Origin of the sequence: Leisingera sp. XS_AS12, from assembly GCF_041224635.1 — a bacterium.
Taxonomy (GTDB): Bacteria; Pseudomonadota; Alphaproteobacteria; order Rhodobacterales; family Rhodobacteraceae; genus Leisingera.
The window spans coordinates 121,948-135,091 of record NZ_JBGFGM010000085.1; the positions used below are offsets into that span (position 1 = coordinate 121,948).

Sequence of the window (13,144 nt, forward strand, 5' to 3'; positions counted from 1 at the left end):
GGATAAAACCTTGGTGTGCGGCATGGGCGGCCCCTTCACCCGCGCCGCATGGTCAGGCCGAGCTTTCGCGCCAAGCCGTTCACATCCGTCAGCGCCAGGAGCGTCATTTCGGCCAGTCGCACCGGAAGCGCGGGGGCGGCCTTGATGATCATGGTCTCCGCATCCGCAGCATGCCGGAAGAACTCTGCGATCTTCCCTGTCGACTGCCGGACGGATCCGGCAATCCGCTTGGGGCTCTGTTCCGCAAGAAGGCCGCCGAACTCTTCGATATAGAGGCCGGACGGCACCCCTGTCAGGTCAATCACATACCGCTCCAGCCCCCTGTCCTTGTAGGTCAGGGCCGCATCCTTCAGGGAAAGCTCCGGTAGCAGGTGAGCGCCGAGGTCCTTGCCCGCATTGGCCGCAAGGAGCTTTGTGCGCGAATATGGCGCAAGATCCGCCGATGCTGTCAGCCCCAGGTCAACAAGCCCATTCAGAGATGCGCTGGCTTTCAGCAGGAGATCCCCTTTTGAGGCCAGAATGCGAAGACCGGAGGAGCCGGTGACCGTCGAGAGCCCGACCCTGCTGAAATTGGTGACCGCTTCCGGCGGCACGACACCGGCCGAGAAAATCCGAGTGGTCGAGGATGAAGCCTGCAGGTCCATTTCCAGCAGCGTGAGCGCATTGACCATCTGCATAAGGTTGAGGTCGGGATTGACCTTTCCGCCGCTGAGCGGGCTGCTGTGCAAGACATGCAGCAGCCCCTGGAGGCTGGCCGCCTTCATCTCCGCAGCCAGGTCAACCCCGGAGAACCCGTATGTCGGCGTCCGGCCTGCTTTGCGCAATTCGATTTCCGCTATCTTGGTCCGGAGCGAAGCGGCGGTCCCCTGGGACCTGGCCGCACTCACCCGGTTCCCGGGCATGCCGATTTCCGATCGCATCTGCGACACCTGCACAGATGCGCCTTCTGCGCGCCGCACATCCGCCCTGCCGACAGCCAGCAAGCCGCTAATCCAGCAGTTCTCCGGCACGCGCCTGGCTTCAAACCCCAGATCCTCAATACGCATGGACCCGATCCCCGCGGGTTCCGCGGGGAAAGTCATCTCCGCGGCAGAGATGTTCGCCTTGCTGACCACATTCATCCAGTTGCAGAACATGTCGCCGCCCTGGGCCGGCCAATCCTCCATCTGCAGGCTGATCCCGCTGATCGAGATTGCCGGGGACAGCTCGTCCCGCGGCTTCATCGTCAAGGCGCCGATGTGGACAGAAATATCCCCGTCCGGAGCCGGACGGAACGTGATCTGGTCAATTCCGATTGCGGAGACGTCAGAACGCAGCGTGATGCCGGAATAGGTCCTGACGCCCTCAGCGTAGACATCCTGACGGACCTTCGAGCTGTACATGTCGGGCGGGAAGAGTTTCTGCAGCGGCTCCAGGGCCTCTGCAGCTGGGGCTTGAGCTGCGATCAGCGCCCCGACAGCCGCAGCAGCGGCGGAAAGCATTCGGTTCATCATTTCTGCTCCGTGGAAATGGCCTTCTCCAGCATGTCGACCGCTTCGCTTACGAAGGCCGGGTCCTGCATGGAATTGAGGGGCACCGGCTTCACACTTCCGGACCGCCGCAGGATCTCCAGGCCGAGTTCCCCGTCGACATCCTCTTCCGCGAAGATTTTCGCAAACCGGGAGCTGTTCTCCGCCACGAAACTGAAGAATTCCCCCATAGACCGGCGGTTCTCGCGCTCTTCATCAAGCCGCTCTGCCTCCTCGTCCCGCAGCTTCTCCGCGATCTCCCTGTTGGTTTGAGCCTTTTCTTTTGCCCGCTCCTGGGCAATGAGAAGGTCGATCATGCCTCCGTGCCGCTCTTGCGGCGTGCGCCCGCGCGCAGCGCGGTGCAGACCGGACACCACGTCCCCGACCTCTTCGTCATCCTCCTCCAGATCAATCCCGTCGATTTCCATCTCCGCCATCCGTCGGCGCATGTTCCGCTGATCCACAGCTTCAGGATCAAGCTCATCGAAATCACCCCGGATCCCGAGCTCGTCCATCAGGTCCACATCAAGCTCGTCTTCCCAGTTGCCGCCGCGGTCGACTGCCTCATCCTCATACTCGGGCACTTCGGCAGCTTCACCGGCCAGCAGGCCGCCAAGCCACGCATTGTGAATGTTGCGCGGATACGCGGCATGTTTCCCTGCCTTCCAGAGCAGCCCCTGCGCGATCCGGGCAACATCGGTCACCGTGTCGGACAGCGGATCGAGGTTTTCTGCACTCTCCGGGCTGCGCGCAAAGCCGAGGATCTTCTCTGACGTATCCATCATGGATCCGATGAAGTTGATTTCGACGGTCTGGTCGAGGCCCGGCACCCGGTCAGTCGGGCCGCGCACCTTCAGGAACTTGTTCACTGAGAACGATCCAGCGAAGTCCCCGCCGATGTAGAACGTGGACGCCCGCACGATGGTACCGTTGAAGAGGAAATAGAACTCCCCTTCCATCATGTGCTGCAGCTCGTCCAGCCGTACCTTCTCGACCTCCTGGAAGGAGGCATCCATCCGGTCAACCCACTTCGTTCCGAGCATTCCGGATTGCGCAGAATACCCTGATGTCACGGAAACCTGCGTCCGGCCGAACAATTTTTGAATGAACCCGGCCGTCTTGTCCGCATCCATCGTCTTGCCGGCAGCAACGATCGATGCGTTTGCTGATGCGGTTTCGGCGATCTGCGGGGAGATCGCCTGCATTGCCGCCATATCCTGACCGGCAACGATGATCATAAAGCCGAGCGAGCGGGCCTGCGCCATCATCACGTCAATGCCCTTGACCATGTAATAGCCCGCCTCGTCGAGCACGACGATGTAGGGGGATGGGGCGCGTGTCTGCTTGGAATCCACGATCTCCTGCTTCGAGCCATGAAGCGCCGAGCCGGAGGCGTTACCCATCATGATCTTCACGAGGTTGACCACGATCTTCCCGCACATCTGCATTTCCTCGGGCGCCTTCTGCAACGCAGGGAGGAGTACAATCAGGATGCGGCGGTTCAGAACCACGTCGTCAATATCGACCTCGCCAAGAGGGGTTCGGAAGATGTGACCGTAGTCATCTGCCAATGATCCCAATGGCTTAGTCAATTGCATACTAAGGAAGCCGTACTGCTCTGAGGCCTTCCCGTCCTGCGGATCACCCTTCAGAGCCTTGCTCATATTGAAGCCAGGAAGTGTATCAAAGAACGCCTTTAAGGCGAGTCGGGAGGAGTTCGAAAAATCCCCCTTCATAGCCCTCAGGTACAGCTCGATCATCCCGCCCCGCGTGCGCAATTCGTGCCACGCCTCTTCCGGAACATCCTCGATGGTGCGGATCGGCTTGCCCTTCAGAAGCTCTTTCTTGAACCCTTCGCCGAGCGGGAGGAAGTCCCGGATTGCCTGCACATCCAGCAGGATGTCACCGGCGTCTCGCATCTGTACAAGCGCCTTCATGGCCGCGGTAACCAGTGACATGGCGCGGCTCTTCCACATGTCGTTGCCCTGGCCTGCATCCCCCATCAGGCCCACGATGAGGTTCATGAGCTGGTCGGCGCCGCCTTTGGAGAACGGGTTCAGGGTGTTGGACTGAACATCGGGCCCGCCCGCCGGAGCATCCGGGTCGCCGCCCGCGTCCGTGAAGTTCAGAACGCGGACATCATCCTCGCGGCCGAAGCGTTTCGCGAGCGTCCAGGCGCGCGCATAGAATTCGGTTGTCCCCTTGCCGTCGATGAAGAGAAAGCCTGATGACCACATCAGCGTCTGTGACACGATGCCAAGCAGAAGTTCGGTGTTGTGGGTGACCACGTGGTTTTCCATCACGTAGAGCCCGTCTTCCCGGTCCGTCTTGATGCAGGACATCTCCACATCATCATGGAGCCGCTCAACCTCGGTGATCTCCAGCCCCTCGCCAGGGAACTTGCAGCCGGATGCCTGGGGCCACAGATCTCCGATGCCCTCAAACATCACAACAAGATCCACTCCCCGATCGCGCTTCTTGGTGCTGCCGCGGACATAGACGGTCGCAACACCGCCCAGGGACCAGACAAGCTGCTTCAGGATCTTGGCATCCGGCGTGCGCAGACCGGTCAGCCTGACGCCGTGCTTTTCAATCGCGACACCGATGTCAGCGTTGCGGGACCAGGCCTTGAGGAAGGCGATCCGCTGGGCCGGCGTGCCAAACAGCGACGGCATGTAATCCAGGTGATGGAGGCCCGCCGCCGCGCCCCGCTGCGCATGCTCCTCCGACAGGATGCCGGAGCCCTCCGGAATACTCATGCCCTGATGCGGGACAGCCAGGGGGATTTCGATGTGCAGCTTGTCCCCGTGCATGCCGTGCAGGATGCCGATGTCGCCAGCGGTCATATTTTTCCCGCTGTCACCGAAACCCAGCCCTTCCGCCAGCCCCAGCTTGCGATCTACATTGACCCTGGGCCGGGCGCGCACATGCCAGAGGTGGTCGAGCGAGCAATCTGCATGGCGGCCGTCAGAGAACCACATCCGCACCGCCGGGATCACGCCCTGAGGGTGGATCGAGTCAATCCGGGAAGTCCCGCCCAGAGGGTGGCAAACTTCATCGCCCGGCCGGAGATCCCCGTTCAGCACCCATCCCCGCGGCGTAAGTACCGGGGTATCAAGCGGCAGCGCCTTGCCTGAGCCGGTGGTTCCCAGGAAGAACCCGTGCCGGCGCGCATCACCGTTCTCGATCCAAAGCTCCTCCTGGCTTTGCTGGTCGCGCCCGAAGTAGAGGATCCCAGACGCCTTGGCGTAACCGCTGCCGCCCGGCTTGGGGGCGCCAAAGTCTGTCCCGCCCCAGCTTTGGGGAACCTTGAAGGGCAAACGGTATTTCTTCGATGACGCCCACATGTAGTAGCCGAGGGAAGCAGGCAGAACACCGATCCAGCTCGGAGAATACAGCGCCATAACCGAAACCGAGATCGACAAGGTCATCATGACCGTGCTCTTGGCGCTCATCGTATCCCTGAAGGATTGCATCGGGGACTTGATAGGGCGCCGGACCATTCCGGGATCAACCTGATCCTTCACGGACGGCAGGGATTGTGACTTCTGTATATGCTCGGCCATGCTTCAAGCTTTCATTTTTTCGCATTCCAGCACCACCGCACTTACGCGGATGCATGAATTGCCCTTTTATATCACCAATCGATGCAGCCGCCGTCGCCTGAGAGGCGGTTATCAACATGAAAATGCACCCGACCGGCCGCGCAAATGAGAAAGGGCCAGGGCAATGCCCCGGCCCTCTGACCTTGGAACCGTCCGGTTGCGGCTCAGCCGCCGTTGTTCAGGATCGACAGGATCTGGGTCTCAACGATTGCCCGCCGGGTATCCAGTTCGAGCTGCATATAGTTCATGCGGGCGTTGATCGACATGACATCGAGGATCTCCTGCAGAAGCTGCTTTTCGGACCAGGCGGCGCGCTCCTGGAACACCTCAGGTTTCGGCGCGTAATGGCGCAGCGTGCGGATGTCGATCGCCTGCATTTCCGAAACCTCATCCCCAAGCGGGCGGTTGTAGTTGGAAATGTCCTCGACATAGGGCCGCCACGGATCGGCCGGGCCGACCTCGGTGCGCATGTTCATCACCATGGAAACCGTTTCCGCGCTGGCGTTGTTCCGGGTTTCCTGGATTGCCCTCTGCTCCGCGCGCGCCACGCCGGCGGGTGTCTGCAGTTCCGCCGCGGTCACCGGCCGTGGCGGGTTCGGGTCGGTCAGGTTGCGCACCAGCCGCTCGGCGGCACGGCGGTCTTCTTCGCTCTCGATCGACAAGGTCGGGTTCTGGAGAATGGCAGCAGGATCCACGGTCGGATCCGCAAAGCCACCCATCGTCCCCTGGAGCTCGGCGCGTTCGTCGATCATCGACTTGGCACGGGCGGTGCCGCCCTGGCGCACCGCAGGGTCAGCGCCGTTGTTCAGCTGGCGTGCCCCTGCAACGGTTGTTGAGCCGCGCGGGTTTGGCGCCGTTGCACCGCTATCGCGGAACAGGCCAGCCAGCAGACAGATGTCCGGGCTCGGATCGAACTCGCCGCTTTCCGCACGCGCGCGGAATTCCTGGCGCATACGTTCGGTGGCATTCAGCTCCGCGGCATCCGTGATCCGCCGTGTTGCCTCGATCTGCTTGTCCTGATAGGCGGATTGTTCGCCGGAATGACTGCGCAGCGCCGCGATGATCCGGTCAGCAGCCTCCTCCATCGAGCTTTCAACCTGCTTCTCCAAGTCTTTCACATTTTCGCCGGTGCGGACCTGGTTGTCATTCAGCGAGCTCAACTGCCGAATGATGGTGTTCGCCTGAGGCGCCGTTGCCCATCCGCCTGCAAGCGCCATCTGCGGCAGCACCGTAGCCAGGGTCAGGCAGGTTCCCAAAAGGATCTTCTTCATGTTCTACTCCTTGCCCGGTCTTACTTGTCCAGCATGTCCCAGATGGTTGCGGGTCCGTTTTGAGGTACGGTGGATGAATTCTGAGCAGCCGCCGGAGCGCTGCGGTCCTGCCCGCCCTCCCGGTCGACATCCTCATTCCGGGCGGCGCCGCCCGATGAGTTCGAGCTGGGCGCGACTTCGATGGTAGTGCCGTCATCACTGCTCAATGTCGCGGGCCATGCGCCCGGGTTGAATGTGCAGCTGGAAATATGGCCGGGCACATTCCAGGTGCCTGACCCGTAGTAGGTCCCAGTGACCTGCGTGCCATCAAGCTGCCCGCCAACGCGGCAACCGATATACTGGCCAAGAGCCATCATCAGACGCTGGTTGTAGAGGTTCCAGGCGTCCGAGTTATTGTTCACCACGGTGCTTGCAACCGTGTAGGTGACCTCCTCAACGTCGCTCGTGGAGGGCGAAACATCCGGCAGGGTGTAGTCCGAGATCGTGCCGCTATAGCCGGAGCTGTCGCTGCTCGAGACGATGCCCGAATAGCCGCCATAGCCGGAGGCCGTTGAGGTGGTGTTTCCCGAACTGTCCCAGCCGCTTTCGGTGATTTCAGAAAAGGCCGAGTTCAGCTGACCATTGATGCGATCGTCGGCGCTGGCTGCAAGTGAGGCGAAACCGGACATGGACTTGTCCATCTCGCTCAGCGGCTGCGTCAGCGTTGCGAATTTCTTTGCAGCAAAACCGCAAATCATGCCCGACACATCGATATCAAGGTTGAGCGGCATGGACGCAATATCGCCAAGGCCGGACTGAAGGCTGCCCAGCAGTCCTCCGACATTGGAGAAGATGTCCAGCGGAGCGGTCATCAGATCATTGAGGCAGCCAAGATCCCCGACAGGGGTCGGAGCCTGAATGGACATCTCTGCCCGGCGCACAGATGCCTCGATCGCGTTTCGGACATTGCCTGTAATGCCTGCGATATCTTCCGGCGCGCAGCGTGAATCCTGGATAGAATCCAGCCAGTCTTCTGCAGACGCACCGACAGGCGCCGCGACGCCGGCCCCAAGGGCGATGACACCGGCAATGGCAGAACGGCTGAGAAGCAGTGTTTTCCAGTGGCTCATATTGCCAAACTCCGTTTTTCTCACTCTTGGAGATGAATTCCCCTGAGCGGGGTTTCTGATAGTCTACTCAACATTTGCGAAAATTCAACATCATGCGACGGATCACCCAGCCCTGGCCGGGCTATTGCTGTTGATAACCTGACGCTCGAAGTCCTCGTAGAGACCCCGGAAGTTGCCCGCTTTGATCTTCGAGCGGATGAGGTGATTGTCGACGCCATGGATTTTGGCCTGCTTCATCAGCACCCGCCCGCTCACCATCTCCTGATGGAAAACATGCTGCAAAGCTGCGGAGATCATGTCCTTCGCCATATCTTCAGACATCGCCGACGATGCGAAGCGAAAGAGCGACACGATGGCCTGCACAGGGTCGGACGCATGGATCGTGCAGATCGCCAGCGGCCCAGAGATTGCCATATGCAGCAGCTCGCTCGCAACGTCGCCCGTCCTGACCTCCCCGAGAAAGACGTATCGCGGGGACCAGCGGCGGGCGTGTTTGATAGCATCACGGACCGAGCGGTCCATGAGATCGATCTGATAGATCACACCCCTGTCCTCAGTCACGCGCGCCAGCGGGATTTCCGGCGGATCCTCCAATGTGATGCCAACGTCCCGGCTTTCCGCGACCCAGTGATCCACGATCGATGAGGCAAGCGTCGTCTTGCCTGACGCAAACGGGCCGGAACAGATCACCAGCCCCCTGCGGATGATCAGGTCCTGGATGTTCTGCCGGGTTTCTGCGGACAGACCCTGTTCTTCAAAACTGGGCGCGGCACCACTCACCTGCCGGATACACCATCGCACCTCGTTTTCCCGCAATGGCTCCAGCCCCTCTGTAAACCGGAAATCCGGCGGAGCGATCAGAGCGCAGCGGTATGACCGCTCATCGTGAACGACTGTGAACTCCCGCTTGTAGTCGGAATGCTTCCATTTGCGGTCGATCACCTCGTAGAGCCGTGTCGCGTCATCGTAGAGCACCTCAGGGAGCCGCACGAGCCCCTTGCCGAAAGCGCTCAGACCGATGGTTGCTGCCCTCAGTCCGCGAGCCATGATCGGCGCCAGGGGATCGTTTGATATGTAGAGGTCAATGAAGTTGTAGGCAGACAGGATTTTGGCGAGGTCGCCTTCCGGCATCAATTGCGGGGCCAGCCCCTGGGGCGGCCTGGCGGCCGCACCTGCAGGGGGTTGCGGCGCCGCGGGCGGCGCCGGTGGTCGGGATGCGGCCTGCGGCATTGCCGCTGATGGAGCCGGGCGCGGTTTGCTGGATGAACGTCCGAACATCAGTAGCACCGGGTTTGAGCAACAGCTGCACCGAAATCACCTTCCAGCTCCCAGACGTCCGCACTGCCGTCACCCCGGTAGGTATCCACAACATTACCGGTGTAGGTCGTGCAGTTTCCGCCGATCGGTGAACCGTTCGCCCGGAAGGATGTGGAGCTGACCATCATGGGGCTGGAGGGATCGTTCGTGCAGAAATCCTGCCCCACGAAGATCATCATCCGCACCCGCCAGTCTGTGCCGAGATCTTCCGCGAAGGCCCGCACACCCACAACGGGGCGTCCGCGCGGATCCGAATAGGCGGCCGGCGTCACATAGATACGCGGCTCCATGGGGTTTGCACCGTCAATCGTGGTGGCTGGGCAGGACGGCTTGGCGATGGTGTCCCGGGCCCGGACAACGCGGCTTGAGGTGACAGCTTCAGAGAAGTCCTGGCCGCCATTGACACCCGCAAGGGTGAGGCGATCGGCATTCAGAATGTTTTCGTCAGTGCCGTTGATGTTCTGCCGTTTCAGAACATCGTCCCCATCGAAGCCGATGCCATCCGCGCGGACCGTCATTTTGCCGATGTCAGCATTGTCGCCCAGAGAAACAAAGTCACCAGTCAGGCGGGTGGTCGCACAGTCCACGGTGAACTCATTCAGATTGCCCGAGCCGGAACCGTCCGCACAGTCCAGCATGGTGACATTGCGAAGCGCGGGAAGCACGTCAGCGGTACCGTCATTGTCGCTGTCAAAGGGCCGAAGAACGATGTCGGTGTAGACCTCGTTTGAGCTGATGCAGTCTGCGTAATCGTCCGAGGCGATGTTCACCCCGTCACAGCGCAGGAACGGGTCGATGGCGGGCTCCGTGCCGCTTTCAGAGCCCAGAACCCCGTAGCTGGACAGCGACACAACGCTGGCAAAACGGCCGCGGGACGGGTACTCGGGCAGAGCATTGAACCCGGAGATGTTCATCGTGAAGTTCTCATAGGCGCCGCTGGCCACATCGTTGTCCGCAACGAAGCCCCCAAAAGACGCCTTCATCTGGCCGATGACATCACCTGCAGCACCGATCGGAATGCTGTCTCCCCCGTGAGAGACCAGGATGGATTCGATCTCCAGCTCACCGTTGGAAGGATCTCCATCCGTCAGAGCCACATCGATTTCGCCGGATGCCAGCGGATCCATATCCGCGTATCCCATCGTTGCCTGCGGCTGGGCGCCGTCGCTGCGGTCAACTGCGCGGGCGAGAAGCGCATAGTCCTGCCCATAGGCCGTCTTCAGAATGCCGCCCGAATAGGACGCAGGCAGGAAGCCGGCATCAGCCAGATCGCTCAGGCTGTAGGTCATGACCCCCTGCCCGCCCGTATCAGCAGCATCGAACAGATCCATCACCACATCGTGGTAGCGCTGCTGCAGAAAGCTGCGGGCCGCGGTGACGATGACATCGTGTTCCGATGCGACCATCACGCGTTTCTGTTTCTCAAGCTCCTGCTGGTTGGCCTGGGCGACATAGCCGACCAGACCGAGAAGCACCGAGATCGAGAGGGCTGCTTCCAGCAGCATGCTGCCCCGCTGCCGCTGGATGTTGATTTTGAAATCCGCATTTTCTTTTTCGTGCTTCATTTTTTGTCTCCCGGCATCCTCGAAGAACGCCTTTTTACCTGCATGCTCGTCATGACCCGCCATTCAGCCTTGTTTCTCAAGCGCCGGGACCACTGGGGCCGGTGTAATCCTGATTTATCACCGTGATAATTGCCGGCCCGTTTGCCGGGATCGGCAGATCCATATCTGAGAAATCCCCGCGCCCAATCGTGCCTCCGGTCCCGGTTTCGGAATACTTGTAGTTCCCCGCATAACTCTCGGGCAGCTTGCGCAAGCTGAGAGGTGTCACCTCTGAAAATGCCTTTAAGGCACTTTGCTCGGCGCCCTGGATGCCATCCGGAAGATAAGTGACGACAACGGTCCGGTGCCCGGATGAAACCACCCGGGTTGTCCAGTCGCCCATCTGCCGGAAAGGACCGCCCAGTGCGCTTGTGATGTAACCCGATGTCCGGCCATCCTCCATTGCCTGGGCAACGGATTGCTTGTGATGAAGGGTCAGGTTCGACCCCATCACCGTGCCACGATCGTCCACTGTCCTCTCTCCGAATGAAGCGAAGGCAATAGTGATTGTGAATGTAACGACCAGCATGGCTGGTATCATAGACATCATGGCATCATCCTCACCAAAAATAGATCAGCAGCGCGGCCCAGACTACCGGAAGGCACACGGAGAGGAAGGGGATGCTTTTTCGCATATCCGCGATATCCACATCCATGTCCCGGGCGACATTCTCGCCGTTCCCTGGCTTCTCAAACACGGCGTGGACCCAGTCAAAGCTGCGACAAAGCACCAAGAGCACAGCAGTCCCGAACATGATTCCGATCGAGTAGGGTGTGGCTCCGAAAAGGATGAACGGGATGGCTATGCCAAGGATATCTCCCGGCGGCAGGATCCAAATCCAGCCGGTCAAGCGCACGACAGCCATCCAGAGGAGATTGACAGCCAGCAAGCCGCCTGCGCCCGCCGCGGCGGCGCTCATGAGGCTCAGATCCCATCCGTGTAAGCGGGACGCCAGGACCACTGCGCCGGCGGCCAGGATAGCCATCAGAATATCCGGCGCCCAAGAAGTCTCACGGTCCACAAATGCCGCGAGGCAGAGGGTGGCTGCGAAGGACACTGAAATGAGGAAGCCGGGCAGGTTTGTGATGCCGGCGCCGCAGTCCTTTATGAGCAGTGCTGCAGCGCTCATCCCGCCTGCCAGGGCGAAGAAGCAGGCGGGCCAGAAACGGACCGTCTCCTCCCCTGCCGAGGACATCCGCACGCCGATCCGCCCCAGAAGGGTTACAAGCATGCATACGGCAAACGCGCAGTAATAGAGATCAACTGGCATCATTCGTCTTCCTCAACGTCCAAATGCTCTTCAGCCTGGTCAGGCGCATCCCCGAACATGATCTGATCGCGCAGCATGTTGAGCTGGTCTCCCGGGGAGCGCTGGCGCAATGCCTTGTCCCGGCGGCTTTCGATCCGTTCGGGGGTCATGTCGAGATAATCTTCGAGCAGCGCCCGTGCCGCCTGATACACAGCCGGGCGGAACAAGGGCTTGGAGATCTGAGTTTCAGCGCGCGAGTGGGCGATCGCCCCGGCGGCCTCGACCATCACAGCATCATTGCCCACATTATTCAGGATGTACCAGAGCAACCGGTCTTCAACCTTCAGCCACAGGAACGCGGCCGGCGGCAGCACGCCGCGGTCCTTGCGTGCCACTGCCATGAGCGTTGGGAAGGCGCTTTCCACCCATGCATGGTGCTGCGCGCATTTTGCCAGCATCTTGCCCTGACGGCCCAATGCAATCTTGTCGACCTTCGCCATCATTCCAGCCTCATACTGGATCGCGAAGTCCATGCCGCCGCGCCTGACGCCGGTGCCGTCTGCAAGCAATGCAAGCTCATTGAGGAGCTTGTTGCCGCCGTCGATATCATAGTCGTAGAAAAGGGCCATGACAGCATATACGGCCCGCAGCGAAGGGCGCAGCTGCTCAGGTCCTTTCCAGGGGGAGCGGAGCTGTACGGACAGCACTTCGGAGATCTCTTCAAGATCCAGCTGCTCCCAGCTTCCCTTGAACTCGAAATCCGTAACCTTGGCGTTGCGCTCCGGATCGGACAGCTCCTTGAAGCGGTCGGGATCAAAAGCCAGCCCATTGCTGATCAGCCATTCCTCAGGCCGCAGCGCCCGGTTCCAAGTGCCGGGCTGCATCATGATGACCCGCTTGGGCAGCAGATTGCCCGGCATTGCCGTATCGGCATTGGCACGCCCTGAGACAGCCTCCGCGATGCGGCGGGCATCGATTTCCTTGCCCTTGAGAGGGTTTACATGCCGCGCAATGCGCGAGGTTACCCAATCCTCGGACTGGACCCGTATCATGGATTCCAGGGTGTGCAGAGTGCGATACTTCTGGTCGACGCGGAAGTCTTTGCCGCGAACGGCAATCCACGACAGGACGGCACCGTAAATGACCGTTGCGCTGCGCCCGCCCGCCGCGAGGATGGCGGTGCGCTGAGGGGGCTCCATGACGGCATAGCCGCCCCGCTCCAGAAATGTCATCGCCTGCATGGCGGGGCCAAAGAGCCAATTCCCAAGGAAGGGGATGTCAGCGAGGAAGGGAACGTATTTGCCTGCCAGGGCAAATGGGAGGATATGGACCCAGGTTACAGCACCAATGACCGCATTGAGCCGATACTCCTGGGTTGCAAGCACCCCCCAAAGAATGATCACGCATATGAGCAGGCAGATGCCCAGCTTGATGAATTCCTGGTCCTCGCCGCCCGGCTGTTGTTGCTGCTGGGACATGC

9 protein-coding genes are annotated in these 13,144 nt (G+C 60.7%); all 9 read right to left on the minus strand.

Translation table 11 applies throughout. The features are described from left to right. Positions 1 to 35: 35 nt before the first annotated feature. The gene (locus tag AB9K35_RS08170; protein WP_369925248.1) at positions 36 to 1,490 is read right to left on the minus strand and encodes a hypothetical protein; all 1,455 of its coding nucleotides are present in this window, start codon (positions 1,488 to 1,490) and stop codon (positions 36 to 38) included. Beyond that, positions 1,490 to 4,963, minus strand: a complete 3,474-nt coding sequence (locus AB9K35_RS08175; protein ID WP_369925249.1) for a TraM recognition domain-containing protein — start codon at positions 4,961 to 4,963, stop codon at positions 1,490 to 1,492. Before AB9K35_RS08175 ends, AB9K35_RS08170 begins: the two co-directional genes overlap by 1 nt. 314 nt (positions 4,964 to 5,277) lie before the next feature. Beyond that, on the minus strand, positions 5,278 to 6,384 hold the full coding sequence (locus AB9K35_RS08180) for a hypothetical protein (protein ID WP_369925250.1): 1,107 nt from the start codon (positions 6,382 to 6,384) through the stop codon (positions 5,278 to 5,280). Positions 6,385 to 6,404: 20 nt separating this feature from the next. Next, a complete protein-coding gene (locus tag AB9K35_RS08185) occupies positions 6,405 to 7,493 on the minus strand; it encodes a hypothetical protein (protein ID WP_369925251.1) in 1,089 nt (362 codons plus the stop codon). 102 nt (positions 7,494 to 7,595) lie between these two features. After that, entirely contained in the window at positions 7,596 to 8,771 is a 1,176-nt protein-coding gene (locus tag AB9K35_RS08190; RefSeq protein ID WP_369925252.1) for an ATPase, T2SS/T4P/T4SS family, read from the minus strand. Next, positions 8,771 to 10,375 (minus strand): hypothetical protein, encoded by a 1,605-nt coding sequence (locus tag AB9K35_RS08195; protein ID WP_369925253.1) that lies wholly within the window; start codon positions 10,373 to 10,375, stop codon positions 8,771 to 8,773. Before AB9K35_RS08195 ends, AB9K35_RS08190 begins: the two co-directional genes overlap by 1 nt. A gap of 76 nt (positions 10,376 to 10,451) precedes the next feature. Next, positions 10,452 to 10,961 (minus strand): hypothetical protein, encoded by a 510-nt coding sequence (locus AB9K35_RS08200; RefSeq protein ID WP_369925254.1) that lies wholly within the window; start codon positions 10,959 to 10,961, stop codon positions 10,452 to 10,454. Between the two features lie 13 nt (positions 10,962 to 10,974). Beyond that, complete coding sequence (locus AB9K35_RS08205; protein WP_369925255.1) at positions 10,975 to 11,685, minus strand: hypothetical protein; 711 nt, start codon at positions 11,683 to 11,685, stop codon at positions 10,975 to 10,977. Then, positions 11,685 to 13,142, minus strand: coding sequence for a hypothetical protein (locus AB9K35_RS08210; protein ID WP_369925256.1), 1,458 nt, complete (start codon positions 13,140 to 13,142; stop codon positions 11,685 to 11,687). Before AB9K35_RS08210 ends, AB9K35_RS08205 begins: the two co-directional genes overlap by 1 nt. Positions 13,143 to 13,144: the final 2 nt, after the last annotated feature.

What these genes read in the sequence shown, in the direction of transcription:
- AB9K35_RS08190 (WP_369925252.1), bottom strand. Translation starts at nt 8,771, where the DNA reads ATGTTCGGACGTTCATCCAGCAAACCGCGCCCGGCTCCATCAGCGGCA.
- AB9K35_RS08200 (WP_369925254.1), bottom strand. Translation starts at nt 10,961, where the DNA reads ATGTCTATGATACCAGCCATGCTGGTCGTTACATTCACAATCACTATT.
- AB9K35_RS08175 (WP_369925249.1), bottom strand. Translation starts at nt 4,963, where the DNA reads ATGAGCGCCAAGAGCACGGTCATGATGACCTTGTCGATCTCGGTTTCG.
- AB9K35_RS08185 (WP_369925251.1), bottom strand. Translation starts at nt 7,493, where the DNA reads ATGAGCCACTGGAAAACACTGCTTCTCAGCCGTTCTGCCATTGCCGGT.
- AB9K35_RS08205 (WP_369925255.1), bottom strand. Translation starts at nt 11,685, where the DNA reads ATGCCAGTTGATCTCTATTACTGCGCGTTTGCCGTATGCATGCTTGTA.
- AB9K35_RS08195 (WP_369925253.1), bottom strand. Translation starts at nt 10,375, where the DNA reads ATGAAGCACGAAAAAGAAAATGCGGATTTCAAAATCAACATCCAGCGG.
- AB9K35_RS08180 (WP_369925250.1), bottom strand. Translation starts at nt 6,384, where the DNA reads ATGAAGAAGATCCTTTTGGGAACCTGCCTGACCCTGGCTACGGTGCTG.
- AB9K35_RS08210 (WP_369925256.1), bottom strand. Translation starts at nt 13,142, where the DNA reads ATGTCCCAGCAGCAACAACAGCCGGGCGGCGAGGACCAGGAATTCATC.
- AB9K35_RS08170 (WP_369925248.1), bottom strand. Translation starts at nt 1,490, where the DNA reads ATGAACCGAATGCTTTCCGCCGCTGCTGCGGCTGTCGGGGCGCTGATC.